This is a genomic window from Exiguobacterium sp. USCH10, from assembly GCF_037619445.1.
Lineage (GTDB): Bacteria > Bacillota > Bacilli > Exiguobacteriales > Exiguobacteriaceae > Exiguobacterium > Exiguobacterium aestuarii_A.
In genome coordinates, this window is sequence record NZ_JAQPZO010000002.1 from 302,558 (window position 1) to 319,390 (window position 16,833).

Here is a 16,833-nt window from a genome sequence, read left to right on the forward strand (position 1 = left end):
CCCCTCTAGTTTGTTAGAGTACGAGCGCGTTGAAGTCTGCGACACTCTTAATCGTCGTAGCAAGTCGGTTCATTTCGTGGAGTCGGTTTTGGCGTACCGCCTCGTCATCACTCATGACCATTGTATGTTCGAAATACATCATAATTGGTGACTCAAGCGTCTGAAGAAGTTGAAGCGCTTTGTTGTAGTCTCCTGTTTGAACGGCATTCATCGCATCAGGAGCAGTCTGTTCAATCGCTTCATGTAATGCAACCTCTTGGTCGTTTTCAAACAATGACGGATCGACGTCTCCTGGCTCACCTTTTTTCGAAATATTGACGACGCGTGACAATTGCTCGATCAATGACTTCGCGTCCGTCGAAACGAATTGTTGAATCGCATGTGCACGAGCATCAAGACGGTCCACCGTAAGCGTAGTCGTCAACACGGCATCAATCACGTCATAGCGAACTTGCTGTTCTTGCAAGCGATATTTCAAGCGAAGTGTAAAGAACTCCACGAGCTGTGCCTTGACTTGTTCTTTATCGGCTTCATAGAGTCCTGCCTCCAGTTGTAATTCGACAACTTTCGAAAGAAGTTTGTCGATTGAGAGGTCAATCTTCCAATCCCCAAGGATTTGTACGACCCCTTGTGCTTGCCGACGAAGTGCGAACGGATCTTGTGAACCACTCGGGATCATGCCGATACCAAAGAACGCAGCAATCGAATCGAGCTTATCTGCGAGAGCAAGCACGGCACCTGTTGCCGTCTCCGGAGACGAATCACCCGCGAAACGTGGCATGTAGTGCTCACGAATCGCCGCAGCTACTTCCTTGTCCTCACCTTGTTGAAGGGCATACTTCTCACCCATGATTCCTTGAAGCTCTGTGAACTCGTAAACCATCTGGCTGACAAGATCAAACTTATGAATCGCACCAGCACGATTTACTTTTTCAAGGTCCGCATCAAACAAAGGAGCAAGGGCTTGTGCGATTTCGGTCACACGTCGCGCTTTCGCACCAGTCGTTCCTAATTTTTCGTGGAAGACGATTCGGTCGAGACGTGCAAGCTGATCATCGATTTTTGTCTTCTTGTCTTCTTCGTAGAAGAAGACCGCATCCGCAAGACGCGCACGGATGACCTTTTCGTTCCCACGTGCGACGTTTTCGAGATGATCGGCGTTCCCGTTTCGAACGGTAACGAAATAGTTTTTCAACGTTCCATCAACATATACCGGGAAATAGCGCTGGTGCTCTTTCATCGTTGTAATGAGAACTTCTTCCGGTAAGTCAAGATACGTCTCATCAAATTCACCAAAGAGGGCAGTCGGCCACTCGACTAAGTTCGTGACTTCCTCTAACAAGTCGGCATCAAGCGGAATCGTCCACCCTTGATTTGTCGCGAGCGTTTGAATTTGACGTTCGATTTCGGCTTTACGTGTCTCGTAGCTTGCCATGACAAATGCAGCCTCTAGCGCTTTCACATATTCAGCAGGTGACTCGACGACGACATCTCCCTTGCTGAGGAAACGGTGACCTCTCGTCACATTCCCTGTTTTCACGCCTTCAATCGTAAAGTCGATGACGTCTTGACCGAAGAGGGCAATCAACCAACGAATCGGACGCATGTAGCGTAAACTGCTCGTTCCCCACTTCATGTTTTTCGGGAACGTCAAGCTCCGAACGACATCTTCAAGGCCGTTCAATAACGACATCGTATCTTGACCCGCCTCATGACGTTCTGCGAAGACGTATTCAACACCTTTTTCTTCGGCGAAGTATAAGTCTTCTACTGTTAATCCACGACCACGAGCAAAGCCTTCTGCCGCTTTCGACCAGTTCCCTTCAGCGTCTTGAGCAATCTTCTTCGCAGGTCCACGAAGGGTTTCCGTTAAATCTTGTTGTGTTTCTGCCACGTCGCGAACGATTACAGCTAAACGACGAGGTGTAGAATACACATCGATTGAACCATACTCAACACGCGCTTCTTTCAAGAACGCATCGATGCGCTCTGCCAATTGCTTCTCTGAGCGCAAGACGTATTGAGCCGGTAATTCTTCTAATCCAATCTCTAGTAAAAGGTCACGCATTCAAGTCACCTGCTTTCTCTTGTTTCAAAAGCGGGAAGTCAAGGCGTTCCCGTTCTTCGATAAATTTAGCAGCACATGCACGTGACATATTACGGACGCGTTGGATGAATCCAGTACGTTCTGTCACGGAAATCGCACCTTTTGCGTCTAACAAGTTGAACGTATGTGAACACTTCAAAATGTAATCGTACGCAGGGAAGACGAGATTTTCTTCGAGAGCACGTTTTGCTTCCTTCTCATATGTGTCAAATAGCGTGAAGAGCATATCGACGTCTGATAACTCGAACGTATATTTCGAGTGTTCGAACTCAGGCTGGTAGAAGATGTCTCCATACTTGAATCCATCCGTCCAAACGAGGTCGAATACGCTCTCGACTTCCTGAATATACGAAGCGAGGCGTTCGAGACCGTATGTGATTTCAACTGCAATCGGGTCACACTCAATTCCCCCGACTTGTTGGAAATACGTGAATTGCGTGATTTCCATCCCGTTCAGCCATACTTCCCAACCGAGACCGGCTGCTCCGAATGTCGGGTTTTCCCAGTTATCTTCGACGAAGCGGATATCATGCTCGAGCGGGTTGATTCCAATCAACTCGAGACTTTCTAAGTACAACTCTTGGATGTTGCTCGGCGACGGTTTCATGATCACCTGGAACTGATGGTGTTGATACAGGCGGTTCGGGTTCTCCCCATAACGTCCGTCAGCCGGGCGGCGTGAAGGTTCCGTGTAACAAACGTTCCAAGGCTCTGGACCAAGGCTTCGAAGGAACGTCATCGGGTTCATCGTCCCTGCTCCTTTTTCCACATCGTACGCTTGCATCGTCAAACAGCCTTTCGATGCCCAAAAGTTTTGTAGCGTGAGAATAATCTCTTGCACAGTCATGTGCTTCATAAATGACACCTCCAATAGTATTGAAACGACAAAAAACGCCCCTATGTGCCTAGCACATAGGGACGGGATTGATTCCCGCGGTTCCACCCTACTTGCCCCAACAACGGGGCCACTCTTAAAAGATGTGGGCGCTCTGGAATCGCCATTCACTCTTCTCATGACGCTCGGCTCACACCACCCCGAACTCGCTTTATTCATGACAGAAAGAGTTACTTTTTTCCTTCATCGCGCACGCTATTTCATTTGTCTAATCGTAACTCATCGTATCGAATTCAGTTTGAAAAGTCAATCCTCATTCAGATGAAGCCGGATCATTTGGTCGAGCACTCGTTTCGTCTTCAATCGGAGTCCGCTATATGACTCCATGTATGCATCAAAGAGTTGACGCAAGAGGAGTCTAGAGTCGTTCGATAACGGTACGTTCCGAAATTCTGACAGTTCGTGTTTGCTCATCAAGTAAAGCAATTTGGCGAGACGTTCTGATAATGGAACCGCTCCCTCTTCTCGATGTCGCCCACATAAAAAACCGCCAGAAGCGACCGAGAAATACATCGGGTCCGTCACGTCCCCACAGCGGACACACCCTGTCAGCACAGGAGAAACACCTAGTAGATGCAAGATACGCAGTTCGAGATGATGGGTGATCACATCTGCGTCCATGCCCGCATTCAATGCTTGAAGCGCATCCTGTAAAATCCGAAAGAGCGGACGATTTTGTACCCGATCCTCGACAGACCGGTCGACGAGCTCCAACCAATACATGGCGTATGCCATCCGATCGACATCTTTCCGGATTTCCGGATAGGACGTCATAACATCGGATGATTTTAACTGAGCGAGCCCACGGCTAGAGGGGAAAATATACACACCTTCTACAAACGGTTGGCTCGAGGCATGAAACCGACTCCCCGGTTTTTTTGCGCCTCGTGCCATAATCGCAACTTTGCCAAGCTCTTCTGAAAACAATGTCACGACTTTATTCGATTCACCATAATTGACGGTACGAATGACGATTCCCGTGACTTTTTGTAACATGGCTTAATACTCGTCGTCGCGGAAACCGAGGTCACGAAGCTGACCCATCTTGTTACGCCAGTCTTTCTGGACTTTGACCCAAAGGTTCAAGTACACTTTCGTGCCGAGAAGCGCCTCGATGTCTTGACGAGCATCTGTCCCGATTTCACGGAGCATCGTCCCTTTTTTCCCGATGATGATTCCTTTTTGTGAATCGCGTTCCACCATGATGACGGCTTCAACATCAATCATCTCCGAGTTATCACGTTTCTTGATTGATTCGATTGCCACAGCGATCGAATGCGGGACTTCGTCTCGCGTCTTATGCAACACTTTTTCGCGAATCATCTCTGAGATGATAAATCGCTCCGGGTGGTCCGTCACTTGATCGGCCGGGTAGTACATCGGTCCTTCAGGTAACAATTTCTTAATTTCTCCTAGGAGTGGTTCGACGTTATTACCTTGTAATGCCGAGATTGGCACATATGCTGCGAAGTCCAATTCATTTGTATATTGCTCAATCACTTTCGGCAGTTCATCCGGGTGAATCAAGTCGATTTTATTCATCACCAAAATGATAGGTGTGTCGAGTCCTTTCAATTTTTCAATGATGAAATCATCTCCGGCACCACGAGGTTCCGTCACGTTCACCATGAAAAGAATCGCATCGACTTCGCGAAGGGCGTTCGTCGCCACTTTCATCATGAAGTCGCCGAGGCGGTGTTTCGGTTTATGGATTCCCGGTGTATCGATGAAAATGATTTGAGAATCATCCGTCGTATATACACCTTGTACTTTATTTCGTGTCGTTTGTGGTTTATCCGACATGATGGCAATCTTTTGACCGATCACGCGGTTGAGGAATGTCGATTTCCCGACGTTCGGCCGACCAATGATTGACACGAAACCAGATTTAAAATCTTCTTGATACATAATGCACCTGCTTTCTCAATTTCAGAACTTTTAGTATAGCACGTTCCATAGCCTTGGACCGAATATAATGAGTGCTGTCACAGCCGCTCCGACTGAAGCAACGAGGACGGCACCCGCGGCCACGTCTTTCGCCTGCTTCGCGAGCGGATGGACATCTTTTGTGACAAGGTCGACCGCCCGTTCGATTGCCGTGTTTATGAGCTCTAAACTCAGGACTAGTGTCACCCAGGCAAGGAGGACGAGATTTTCCATCCTTGTCGTTTGTAGCCAAATCGCGACAGCAAATACGAGTAAAGCGGATATGAGATGGACACGCATATTCCGTTCTGTCCGAATGGCATGGAGGATTCCCTCACATGCCACACGAAACGGTCTCACACGTTGCCTCGCTTCAACTCGAAATGAGTGAGAACTTCCTCTTGTCTTGCGGTCATTTCCGCCTCTTCCTCTGGCGTCATATGGTCATATCCCAACAGATGAAGGAATCCATGGATGGCCAAGAAACCGAGTTCTCGCTCAAAGGAATGTCCGTAGTCCGCTGCTTGTTCTCGGCATCGTTCCACCGAGATGACCAAGTCTCCGAGGAGATGCGGTTCGTCCTCATCGAGTGTGAAGTCCATTTCGTCTTCGCCCATCTCATCAAAGGCAAAGCTGATTACATCGGTCGGAGCATCTTTTCCTCTCCACTCCCGATTCACCTCATGGATTTCTTCATTCGTTAAATACGTGACCGACAATTCACTCGGTTCTTCGACCTCTTCTAATTGTGCGGCATGTTTCAGAATCGACTCGACAAGCTCGATTTGAGACACCGTCAACAATTCATGTTCATCGTTCGAGATGATTTGCATGTAGTTCTCCCTCTTTCTTTAGTTCTGGATATTCAATTCGCTCGTGGAACAAGCCCGTCAACGTCTCGCATGCGCTCTCACCGACGCGCCAAATTTCTTTTGTCGTCAAATCGCAGTCTTCAAACTGTCCGTCTGCCAGTTTATCACGGATGATGGCACGAACGAGCATCCGGATTTTCTCCGGAGTCGGTTGTTTTTGCGAACGAACGGCCGCTTCGATTGAGTCGACAATCATGACGACCGCCGCTTCACGTGTTTGAGGCTTCGGACCAGGATAACGATATCGGGACTCCACCACATCTTTCTCCTGATCTTCTTTCGCTTTGACAAAGAAGTATTTCAATAAAGATGTCCCATGATGTTGCTCAGCAATATCGATGATTTCCTTTGGTAGTTTATAGCGTCTCAATAGATCGGCCCCGTCATAAGGGTGAGCCATAATGATGTCAGCGGACTCTTCTGGTGTCAGACGATCGTGCGGATTCCCTCCACCTTGCTGATTTTCAATGAAGTGAAGAGGACGTTCCGTTTTCCCAAGGTCATGGTAATAGCTCGCCACTCTCGCGAGTAAACCGTCCGCCCCAATGGCTTCACATGCCGATTCCGCCAAGTTTGCCACCATCATACTATGGTGATACGTGCCAGGCGCTTCCATCAAGAGCTTTCGGAGCAATGGATGTGTCGGACTCATCAATTCGACGAGTCGACCAGACGACAAGACGCCAAACCATGGCTCTAGGAAGGGCAAGAATCCAAATGTCAACACGATCGATAGCAAGGCGCTGATGACGGCGAACCCAGATAGGTACATCGCCATTTCCCAAGTCACTTGAACGTTTCGCAATAAGAGCAACGCGATGACCATGATGATATTCACGATGCCGAGTAAGACGCCCGACAAGAACAAGCGTTTCCGCTGAATTTTTGGTTCGACTAAAAAGACGGCTAAGAAACTTCCGGTCGCGACATATACCAACGTCATGAAGTTCGTGCTTTGTCCGAATGTGACGACGATACTCCCCGCAATCATGGTAATGAACGCCGATGCGAGGGCGACACGCTCGTCAATCAAGATACGTAGTAATAATACGACGAAGGCGGTCGGTGCCAAAAGATAAGCATACGTCGTGTAGTCAACGCCGATGTATCCGACGCCAAAGAAGATACCGAGTTGTAACAGAAGCAACCCATAGACGGTCACTAATATTTTCGGGCTTAGTAATAGATCTTTGATTTTTGAGCGGATAAGCATGAATAAGAACCCGCCCGTCAATAATCCGCTCAATAAGAATGATCCGAACAGTGGAGCGAGTGACCGGTTCGGATCGATCGCTCCAGTGAGTTCTAGCTTCCGATAAATCTCACGCGTGACGACTTCCCCTTGACTGACAAGAAGTTGCCCTTCTTGGATGATGACAGGATCGACTGCATCGACGGCTTCTTGTTCTTTTTGACGAGTCGCCTCAGAGTCAAACACATAGTTCGGAACGATGAGTTCATCGCTTAATGTTTTTGCAATCGCACGGAATTCAAACGAAAGTGGTGATTGATCAACGATTGCAGCCGCGCGGTCTCTGGCCGCTGCGACCGCTTCATTACTCGTTTCAATTCGATCATCCATCACTTGTTGCAAAGCCGTTACCGTCACGTCTTCAACGGTTTGGCGCGTATCTTCCGTCGCCTCGAGGAGTGAGTTCAGCTCTTCGTCCGCGAGTACCCCGCTCGCTTCCGTCGAGTTCAGACGGCTCTTAATATCTGCCAGTTCCGTCTCTTCATCGGTCTGGTCGAACGCTGCGAACAATTGCTCGACTTTAGCAATCTGTTGGTCGGCAAATTCCCGACGGAGCGAAAACTGACTGCCGACACCGTTCGTTACTTCTTGTTTCAACCGTTCAGTCGCCACTCGGTCCTCAACCGTAATCGGAGACCGGATGTCCTGTTCGGCAATCCCTAACGGTTCCACACTAATAATGGATGGGCGCACGGTGAAGTATAGAATGGCACCTAGTAAGAGAAAGAAAATCAGCGAAATCGTCGCGACTGTCCAATGTTTGGCTTGCTGCATTCGTGTGCCCCCCTTTCACGATCGTTTACCTCACTATCGTCCTTATGTGAGGTCTGTACTATAGGCGTTGATAATTTTCTTAACGAGTGGATGGCGGACGACGTCAGACGCGCTGAAGTGTTCAAAGTGAATCCCATCCACGCCCTCTAATAAGCGTAACGCCTCTTGTAAACCTGACGCCTTGCCTTTCGGTAAATCGACTTGTGTCAAATCCCCTGTGACCACCATCTTCGATCCGAAACCGAGTCGCGTCAAAAACATCTTCATTTGTTCTTTCGTCGTGTTTTGTGCCTCATCTAATATGACAAACGCATCTTCTAACGTACGTCCACGCATATAGGCGAGAGGGGCCACTTCGATTGTCCCTCGTTCTAATAAGCGATTCGTCTGTTCGACGCCGTAGACGTCGAATAAGGCATCATATAACGGCCGAAGATACGGATCTACCTTTTCTTTCAGATCACCTGGTAAAAACCCAAGATTCTCGCCTGCTTCTACGGCAGGTCGTGTCAAGATAATCCGTTTCACCTGACCTTCTTTTAGTGCGCGCGCCGCTAGCACGACTGCTAAATACGTTTTACCCGTTCCAGCCGGTCCGATTCCAAAGACGAGGTCTCGTCGTTCGATTGCACGAACATAGCGACTCTGCCCAACTGTTTTAGCACGAATCGGTTTTCCCTTGTTTGTCGTGAAGACGACACGCTCATAATGTTCGAGCAGTTCGTCTCCCTTTCCAACTTGGATATGTTGAATGACACTGATGGCGTCACTTTCGTTAAGACGTGCACCTTTTTTCACTAACGTCTGTAACGTGAGGATGACTTGTTTTGTCAATTCTAGTGCTTCTCCAGTATCGGCTTGGATAATCAATTCCTCGCCTCTTGGAATAAGTGCCACTTTCAATTCTGTCTCAATCGCTTGGAACACTTCATCTTTCGGTCCGAGTAAAGCTTGTGCTTCATTCGCATGTTCCATGACGAAAGGTATTTTATCAGTCATAATCAATGGATACGTTGCCCCCTCTAAATATCGGTTATTCCTCTTTTACTTTAGCACTATCACGCCTATCGTGAAAGAAAGACCGTGTATTTTCCCCATGCAAAAGGCAGTAACGCGAGGTTACTGCCTTTGCCTTACTTCTTTCGTTTCGAGACCGGAGGTTGTAATACCTCGCTCCAAATGACAGCTTCCCGCATTTGTTTTTTCGAAACTTTCAGTTGTCGCGGTTTAATTTCCTCCTGAATTGGAGGGATTTTCACCGCTTGTTCAAACTGCGCACTCACTTTCGGCATCTCGACTTGACGTTCCCGAGGAGCTGGTCGCTCTTCGGTACGCGCTATCCGACGTCTCACCTTTTGTGGTGCTGGCTTTTGTTCTGATTCGGAGTCGTCAAACGCCGATTCAATTTCTTTCATCACGTCTCCGACCGAATCCAAGTAGCGTTTCAGTTCACTGCTCTGAGGACGGTCGCCTGAAGACGATGACTTTTCAAGCCGCTTCATCACCGCCGAGGCGATTCCGAAGGCTGCTAACAAAAGTACCCATAGTCCATCCATATTTATCACTCACTATCTGATTCAGAATCGATAGGTGACCCGATCGCTTTACGCATTTCCGTATCTGCTTGAACGTTCAAGTAATTCACGTAATCCATGACGCCGAGTTTACCGTTACGCAACGCCTCGGCCATTGCGAGTGGGACTTCCGCTTCGGCGCCGACAACTTTCGCACGCATTTCCTCTACAGAAGACTTCATTTCCTGTTCGCGAGCAATCGCCATCGCACGACGTTCTTCCGCCTTCGCTTGGGCAATCTTTTTATCTGCTTCGGCTTGGTCAGTCTGCAGGACCGCCCCGATGTTCTTACCGATATCGATATCTGCAATATCAATCGAGAGAATTTCAAACGCCGTACCTGAATCCAAACCTTTTGTGAGTACGGTACGTGAAATCATATCTGGGTTCTCAAGTACGTGCTTATGATTGTTTTGCGATCCGATAGTCGATACGACACCTTCCCCGACACGGGCGATAATCGTTTCTTCCCCCGCACCACCGACGAGACGATCGATATTGGCACGCACCGTAATACGCGCTTTCGCCTTCACTTCAATCCCGTCCATTGCCACACCGGCGATAAATGGTGTCTCAATGACTTTCGGGTTAACCGACATTTGTACGGCTTCAAGTACGTTACGTCCTGCCAAGTCAATGGCAGCGGCACGCTCGAACGATAACTCGATGTTTGCGCGGTGTGCCGCAATCAATGCGTTTACGACACGGTCAACATTACCACCCGCTAAGAAGTGACTTTCAAGTTGGTTCGTGTTTAAACCGAGACCCGCCTTGACTGCTTTAATCAATGGGTTAACAATTTTTGATGGTACGACGCGGCGAAGGCGCATCCCGACCAATGTGAAAATCGAGACGTGTACACCTGCTGCGAATGAGCTGATCCATAATCCGATTGGTACAAACGTGAAGAAGACAGCAAGCGCAATCAATCCTCCACCTGTAATGAGTAACGTCGTCAATAGTTCTGGTGTCATTCTGTTACATCCTCCTTCGGTTCTATAAAGGTCCGAACGACAATCCGCCCTGAATCCACTTTATATACCTGAATTTTTGTCTGCTGATCGAGATAGCCACCTTCTGTTACGACGTCAATACGTTCTCCGTCGATTTCGGCAGTACCGGCCGGGCGAAGTGGTGTTAACGTCACACCGACTTTCCCGAGAAGTTGTTTACGGTCATCATGGGACAAGTAACCTTTTTCGGTCGATGTCGAATCCGTCAAAATCAACCCTTTATAAATGAGCGGACGATTCGTACTTAATCGGCGATATGCCCAGAACCCAAGTCCAGTGAGCACCGCTGCCGCCAAACCGATGGAGAGCCACAGCTGACCGATTGTCGCACCCGCCATGATCAAGCTGGCAACGACCGCTCCGATCCCAAGCAAACCGAACAATCCAAACCCTGCAACGAACACTTCAATTCCAAGAAGGACGACTCCGACAAAAAAGACTGTCAGAATCACTCCGAGACCAAATGTCATCGTCTTACTACCCCCTTCCAATTTCAAAGCTATCTCCTATCTCTAGTGTATACGAAACAAGAATGAATGTGGTTTCAGAATACGCAAAAAAAGCAGAAACTTTCGGTTTCCCGAAAAGTTCTGCTTTTTCATCAATTCGTCAATTGTTGTTTGACGATTCGGTTCACAAGACCACCGTCTGCCTTGCCTTTGACTTGCGGCATGACGACGCCCATCACCTTACCCATATCAGATGGAGCGGATGCGTTCGTTTGAGCAATTGCTGCTTGGACGATCGCAGTCACTTCATCTTCTGAAAGTTGTTCAGGCATATAGGCTTCTAGGACGACAATCTCTTCTGCTACTTTGGAAGCAAGGTCTTCACGACCAGCGCTTTCGAATTCTCGGAGGGAGTCTCTGCGCTGTTTCATCTCTCGGTTGAGCACCGTGAGTTCCTCTTCCTCGGTAAGATCTTGACGACCTAGTTTGATAGCCTCATTTTGGAGCGACGCTTTTACCATCCGGATCGTCGTGAGACGATCTTTTTGTTTAGCGCGCATGGCTTGCTTCATGTCGTCCGTCAAGCGTTCTTGAAGACTCATGAGCCAACACCCTCTCTACACAATGAAACTGGAATCAGAATTTCTTACGCTTACGCGCAGCTTCTGATTTCAATTTACGTTTTACGCTTGGCTTTTCGTAGTGACGACGTTTACGAACTTCGGCAAGTGTGCCATCTTTCGAAACACCGCGTTTGAAACGACGAAGAGCGTCTTCAAGCGATTCGTTTTTACGGACACGAGTTTCCACTAGTTTTCCCTCCCTCCGAATTACACGACTAAGGAAACGTGTTTCACACGTCATATCATATTATAGTGAAATTAAGTCGTGTGGTCAACCACTTATTAATAGTCGCTGTCTGAACGTCCGCCTGTGACGATTGCGATACCAGCTGAAGCACCGATGCGTGTCGCACCAGCATCGATCATCGCTTTCGCTCCTTCGAAGTCACGAACACCGCCTGAAGCTTTTACGCCGAGGTCTGGTCCAACTGTTTCACGCATGAGACGAATGTCTTCGACCGTTGCGCCACCAGTAGAGAAACCAGTTGATGTTTTGACGAAATCTGCTCCAGCTTTCACTGAAAGTTCAGCAGCTTTCTTGATTTCTTCTTTTGTAAGCATGCACGTTTCAAAGATGACTTTGACGAGTGTACCGTTTGCCGCTTCGACAACCGCACGAATGTCACGCTCTACGAGGTCGTAGTCGCCGTCTTTGAGTGCTGCGATATTGATCACCATATCGACTTCATCCGCACCGTTTGCGATCGCGTCTTTTGTTTCGAACGCTTTCACTTCAGGCGTGTTCGCTCCGAGTGGGAATCCGATGACTGTACATACTTTGACGTCGTCATCCGCCTTAAGTTGCTCCGCAGCATATTTGACCCATGTCGGGTTGACACAGACACTTGCGAACTTATATTCGAGCGCCTCTGCACAAAGTTTTGTAACTTGATCTTTTGTTGTTTCAGCTTTTAAAGCTGTGTGGTCGATATAACGGGCTAATTCCATTATTCATTTCCTCCTCTGACAAATAAGTCTGACATCTAACATATTACCATGTTTTTTCGAGATGTAACAGCTTCCAAATTTAAATGAGTTGACGACGTTTACGAGCGACGACCCAACTGTTCCAACTGAAAAAGAAGATGGCCAGCCAAATACATGTGAATGCGAAGACATGATATGCTGTGAACGGTTCATGATACATGACGACTCCGATAATCAGACTAAGTGTCGGTGCGATAAATTGAAGGAATCCGACGAGTGTGAACGGGATATGTTGTGCCCCGTAACCAAACAAAAGAAGCGGAAGCGCCGTCACCACACCTGTTCCTAGCAATGCGACCCAAATCATCGGTGACATGTCGAAGGCAATCTGGTCCGTGACGACCTGATTGCTGAGAAAGATGAGCGCGACAGGAACGACTGCTAACGTCTCAATCCCAAGACTGACTGTTGAAGCGAGAGGTCGCCGCTTCTTCACCATTCCGTAAAAACCAAACGTACTCGCTAATACGAACGAAATCCACGGAAACGAGCCATATCCAAGCGTCAAGACGAGGACGCCGATTGACGCGATCCCGACTGCCATCCATTGGACTCGGTTTAATGATTCCCGAAAGACGAGCACCCCTAACACCATACTGACAAGCGGATTAATATAATAGCCGAGGGATGCCTCGATGATATAACCGTGATTGACAGCCCATATGTACACGAACCAGTTTGCACTGACGATGAATCCGTTCAACATGAACGCGTTTCGTGTGGCAGGGTGGCGAAGAGCGTAACCGAACTCTTTCCACTGATTCGTCCATCTTAATACGAGTAAAATAAATAAAAAGGACCAAACGATACGATGTGCCAAAATTTGCCCGCTCGGCACTTCTTGCAAAAACTTCCAATAGATCGGGAGGACGCCCCACATCACGTAGGCCCCGATTGTCGTCCATACTCCCTTGTTCACACGTTCACCCGCTCTCTTTCAAGATAAAAATAGTTTAGTCGATGAATGACTTCCGATACAAGGCTTTTGTTTCATGAAAAAAGGACGCGAAATCGCGTCCCTTACTGTTTATTGCTTTACCTGTTCGATGGCGGATAGAGCTTGTGCTAAATCTTCAACTAAATCATCGATATCTTCTAATCCAACTGAGATTCGAACAAGTCCGTCCGTGATCCCGAGTTCTGCACGTCGCTCAGCTGGAATCGACGCATGCGTCATACGAGCCGGGACACTGATCAAGCTTTCAACTGCACCGAGACTCTCTGCGAGCGTGAAATACTTCGTCTTCGCGACCATCATTTCAGCCGCTTCGGCCGAACCCACGTCAAACGCAATCATGCCACCGAACCCACGCGCTTGCGATAAGTGCACGCGTTTCGCTTCTTCACTAGAGACACTCGGGTGAAGGACACGTGACACGTTCTCATTCGATTGTAAGAATTCAACCAACGCCCGTGCGTTCGATTCAATCTCTTCCATTCGAACGGCAAGCGTCTTAATCCCACGGACGACGAGGAAGCTGTCTTGAGGTCCGAGGACTGCACCGACTGAATTTTGGAGGAATGCCAACGCTTCTCCTTGTTCTTCCGTACGTGCGACGACTAAACCTGCCACGACGTCACTATGACCGCCTAAATATTTTGTAGCACTGTGTAAGACATAGTCGGCACCAAGGTCGATTGGATTTTGGAAGTAAGGTGTCATGAACGTGTTGTCCACGACGAGCAAGACATCTGCCTCATCCGCAATCGTGCGCATCGCTCGGATATCCGTCACGTTCAAGAGTGGATTTGTCGGTGTCTCCACATAAATCATTTTCGTGTTCGCTTGTAGCGCATCACGAACCGCTGTTTCATCGGATGTATCGACAAAAGTTGCCTCCAAGCCTCGTGACTGAAATACTCGATTGAATACACGGTACGTTCCTCCATATACATCAGACCCGACGATGACGTGGTCTCCAGATTTCAACAACATGAGTACGGTCGAGATAGCAGCCATCCCAGAACCAAATGCAAAACCTTGCACACCACCTTCGATATCCGCTATGAGTGTCTCGAGTGCGGTACGTGTCGGGTTCGCAGATCGAGAATACTCATATCCTTCCCGTAAGTTACCGATTCCGTCTTGCTTATATGTGCTCGTTTGATAAATCGGTGGTGTGACCGCCCCTGTTAATGGGTCGGTCGTTTTACCGCCGTGAATGAGTGCTGTCTTTGTACGCATGTTCTGCCTCCTTGACAATTCCTTGACTTAAATATCGTTCTGCACTGTCTGGCAAGATCGTCACAATCGTGCCTTCTGACATTTGATTTGCTTCCTTTACACATGCTGCGATGGCAGCACCAGAAGAACTTCCGATGAGCAATCCTTCCTGTTTCGCAAGATGCGCCACGTAATAGAAGGCTTCCTCATCTGTGATGGTATGAATCGCATCGACATAAGACTTTTCCAAAAATGCCGGCCATTTTTCGACGCCAATTCCTTCTGTTTTATGTGGACCTGGCTCACCGCCGTTCAAAATCGAACCGACCGGCTCCACGACAACAGTTTTCGTCCCATGTGGTTTTAACGTTTTGGCGACACCAGTGAACGTACCTCCTGAACCCGCCCCCGCTACAAATACGTCGATTTGTGGCACGTCCTTCAACAACTCTTGCGAAAGGATGTCGACATAGGCGTCCGGGTTGTCCGGATTTGAAAACTGTTCCGGCACGTATGCGTCATGTTCTTCAGCCAACTCAAGCGCGTGACTGATTGCGCCTTTCATTGCAAGCTCGGTTGGCGTGTTGACGACGGTCGCTCCAAGGAGACGCATCAATGCTTGTTTCTCTTGACTAAACTTTTCAGGGGTCACGGTAATCAGACGAATGTCGTATCGCTGACAAGCGAGCGCGAGTCCGATTCCCGTATTCCCGGCTGTCGGCTCGATCACCGTACCACCTGGTGCCACATCTCCACGTTTCATCGCCCGCTCAATCAAATTCATGCCGAGTCGGTCTTTGACACTTCCTCCCGGATTCATCATCTCCATCTTCCCGTACACTTTTACCGTAGCTGGAACAGGTAATGAACGGAGCTCGATGAGCGGTGTGTCCCCGATGAGTTCATAGACGTCACGGACAATCATCTTACGCTTCGTCCTTGAAGACGATATGCCACTCGTCACGTTTCGCAAGCATGTCAGCTGCTAATTTTTTGGCTCCCTCAAAATCATGATGGTTCGCATTCCCGCACTGTACCGGGTTTTGCGCTGGCAATTCTTCCGCGTTCATCGCATCGCGCAGTGTCGCTTCTACGAGGTCGAGCATGCGCTCATAATCCCCATCATTCAACATCGTCCAATAGAAACCTGTTTGGCATCCCATCGGCGAAATGTCCACGATGTCTTCTGAATGATTACGACTGTTTTCGGCGATCAAATGCTCGAGAGAGTGAACCGCACGCATCGGCATGAGGCCTTCGTTCGGTTGGATGAAGCGAATATCATACTTGTAAATCGTATCAGCCGTTCCTTCTTTCACACCGGCGAGACGGATAAATGGAGCCTGAACTTTCGTATGATCCAAGTTAAAGCTTTCAACGTTATATGTTTTCATGAGTAATTCCTCCTAATTATTTTGTAGCGACGACAAGCCAAACAAATTTATTTTTCTGTGTCATTGTCACGTTGTATCCATTCGCCTCTAGCATCGTACGAATGGTAGTCGTATATGGATAATATTCACGATTTAAATCCTCGACCAAGTCTGAATAGCCTTGTTCCGTAGCCCAGTCAATAATTTCTTGACGTGCGTGTGGAGATTCGAACATCGTATCAAGCAATACGAATTTCGGATGTCCCCAATCACGAACATATTGACCGATCGCTGTTTCTTTCTCAGAATCCGTCAAGTGATGGAAAGCGTACGAGGAAACGACCGTATCGACATGTGAGAACGTTGGATAACGGAGAAAATCTCCATGTTCGACCGATATGCCCAACTTCTCAATTGCAATCTGCCTCATTTCTGGAGAAGGTTCGATTGCAATTAAAGGATGTCCCTTTAAAATTCGGGCACTCAAGTTGCCTGTGCCGACACCAAATTCCAAGACCGTTCCTTCAACGTGTAACGCAACGTCATCAAGCATTTGATCATATCCGACAAATACTTCATGATATTGTTCGTCATGCCCCCCGACTGCCGTATCGTAATCTTTCGCCCAATCCTTGAAGATATCCATGAATGGTAAATTCATAGCGCCACCCCATCCTTAATTCTGACTAAATTGATATGTTTTATTGGTATTTAACATTAACGTTACATTAACAGGTTTTTTTGAACATTTCAAGTCATTCGCGTGATTCTGACGATCACCAAAATTTGATATAGGTCTTATGATTCAGGTCTTTAGTAATTGT

19 protein-coding genes and 1 other annotated feature are annotated in these 16,833 nt (G+C 48.1%); all 19 genes read right to left on the minus strand.

All coding sequences use genetic code 11. The features are described 5' to 3' along the window. Positions 1-13: 13 nt before the first annotated feature. Positions 14-2,068 (minus strand): glycine--tRNA ligase subunit beta, encoded by a 2,055-nt coding sequence (glyS, locus tag PQI28_RS06145; RefSeq protein ID WP_214782301.1) that lies wholly within the window; start codon positions 2,066-2,068, stop codon positions 14-16. Further along, complete coding sequence (gene glyQ, locus PQI28_RS06150; RefSeq protein WP_214760239.1) at positions 2,061-2,954, minus strand: glycine--tRNA ligase subunit alpha; 894 nt, start codon at positions 2,952-2,954, stop codon at positions 2,061-2,063. The genes glyS and glyQ overlap by 8 nt, the downstream gene beginning before the upstream one ends. Before the next feature lie 64 nt (positions 2,955-3,018). Then, positions 3,019-3,198 (minus strand) — a binding site (T-box leader). 50 nt (positions 3,199-3,248) lie between these two features. Next, positions 3,249-3,998 carry a DNA repair protein RecO gene (gene recO, locus PQI28_RS06155; protein WP_214782299.1) on the minus strand — a complete coding sequence of 250 codons (750 nt, stop codon included), beginning with the start codon at positions 3,996-3,998 and terminating at the stop codon, positions 3,249-3,251. 3 nt (positions 3,999-4,001) lie between these two features. After that, on the minus strand, positions 4,002-4,910 hold the full coding sequence (gene era / locus PQI28_RS06160; RefSeq protein ID WP_074033366.1) for a GTPase Era: 909 nt from the start codon (positions 4,908-4,910) through the stop codon (positions 4,002-4,004). A 30-nt stretch (positions 4,911-4,940) separates the two neighbouring features. Next, the gene (locus PQI28_RS06165) at positions 4,941-5,288 is read right to left on the minus strand and encodes a diacylglycerol kinase family protein (RefSeq protein ID WP_339962767.1); all 348 of its coding nucleotides are present in this window, start codon (positions 5,286-5,288) and stop codon (positions 4,941-4,943) included. Further along, complete coding sequence (ybeY, locus tag PQI28_RS06170; RefSeq protein WP_214782295.1) at positions 5,285-5,761, minus strand: rRNA maturation RNase YbeY; 477 nt, start codon at positions 5,759-5,761, stop codon at positions 5,285-5,287. The genes PQI28_RS06165 and ybeY overlap by 4 nt, the downstream gene beginning before the upstream one ends. Further along, positions 5,739-7,826, minus strand: coding sequence for an HD family phosphohydrolase (locus PQI28_RS06175; RefSeq protein ID WP_339962768.1), 2,088 nt, complete (start codon positions 7,824-7,826; stop codon positions 5,739-5,741). Before PQI28_RS06175 ends, ybeY begins: the two co-directional genes overlap by 23 nt. Before the next feature lie 42 nt (positions 7,827-7,868). After that, the gene (locus PQI28_RS06180; RefSeq protein WP_074033920.1) at positions 7,869-8,825 is read right to left on the minus strand and encodes a PhoH family protein; all 957 of its coding nucleotides are present in this window, start codon (positions 8,823-8,825) and stop codon (positions 7,869-7,871) included. Positions 8,826-8,959: 134 nt separating this feature from the next. Further along, positions 8,960-9,382: a hypothetical protein gene (locus tag PQI28_RS06185; protein ID WP_214749229.1), complete on the minus strand. Its 423-nt coding sequence runs from the start codon at positions 9,380-9,382 to the stop codon at positions 8,960-8,962. A gap of 5 nt (positions 9,383-9,387) precedes the next feature. Continuing rightward, positions 9,388-10,374 (minus strand): flotillin-like protein FloA, encoded by a 987-nt coding sequence (gene floA / locus PQI28_RS06190; RefSeq protein WP_074033371.1) that lies wholly within the window; start codon positions 10,372-10,374, stop codon positions 9,388-9,390. After that, positions 10,371-10,883, minus strand: coding sequence for an NfeD family protein (locus PQI28_RS06195; protein ID WP_074033372.1), 513 nt, complete (start codon positions 10,881-10,883; stop codon positions 10,371-10,373). Before PQI28_RS06195 ends, floA begins: the two co-directional genes overlap by 4 nt. 131 nt (positions 10,884-11,014) lie before the next feature. Further along, complete coding sequence (locus PQI28_RS06200) at positions 11,015-11,464, minus strand: GatB/YqeY domain-containing protein (protein ID WP_074033373.1); 450 nt, start codon at positions 11,462-11,464, stop codon at positions 11,015-11,017. A gap of 34 nt (positions 11,465-11,498) precedes the next feature. Beyond that, positions 11,499-11,693, minus strand: a complete 195-nt coding sequence (gene rpsU / locus PQI28_RS06205; protein ID WP_029334745.1) for a 30S ribosomal protein S21 — start codon at positions 11,691-11,693, stop codon at positions 11,499-11,501. A 74-nt stretch (positions 11,694-11,767) separates the two neighbouring features. Beyond that, the gene (gene deoC, locus PQI28_RS06210) at positions 11,768-12,433 is read right to left on the minus strand and encodes a deoxyribose-phosphate aldolase (RefSeq protein WP_214760177.1); all 666 of its coding nucleotides are present in this window, start codon (positions 12,431-12,433) and stop codon (positions 11,768-11,770) included. A 79-nt stretch (positions 12,434-12,512) separates the two neighbouring features. Next, positions 12,513-13,391: an EamA family transporter RarD gene (gene rarD / locus PQI28_RS06215; protein ID WP_214693116.1), complete on the minus strand. Its 879-nt coding sequence runs from the start codon at positions 13,389-13,391 to the stop codon at positions 12,513-12,515. Between the two features lie 108 nt (positions 13,392-13,499). Further along, on the minus strand, positions 13,500-14,657 hold the full coding sequence (locus PQI28_RS06220) for a bifunctional cystathionine gamma-lyase/homocysteine desulfhydrase (protein WP_214749236.1): 1,158 nt from the start codon (positions 14,655-14,657) through the stop codon (positions 13,500-13,502). After that, a complete protein-coding gene (locus PQI28_RS06225) occupies positions 14,623-15,561 on the minus strand; it encodes a PLP-dependent cysteine synthase family protein (RefSeq protein WP_339962770.1) in 939 nt (312 codons plus the stop codon). Before PQI28_RS06225 ends, PQI28_RS06220 begins: the two co-directional genes overlap by 35 nt. 1 nt (position 15,562) lies before the next feature. Next, positions 15,563-16,030, minus strand: coding sequence for an S-ribosylhomocysteine lyase (locus PQI28_RS06230; protein ID WP_214782289.1), 468 nt, complete (start codon positions 16,028-16,030; stop codon positions 15,563-15,565). A gap of 16 nt (positions 16,031-16,046) precedes the next feature. Beyond that, a complete protein-coding gene (locus PQI28_RS06235) occupies positions 16,047-16,670 on the minus strand; it encodes a class I SAM-dependent methyltransferase (RefSeq protein WP_214782286.1) in 624 nt (207 codons plus the stop codon). Between the last annotated feature and the right edge of the window lie 163 nt (positions 16,671-16,833).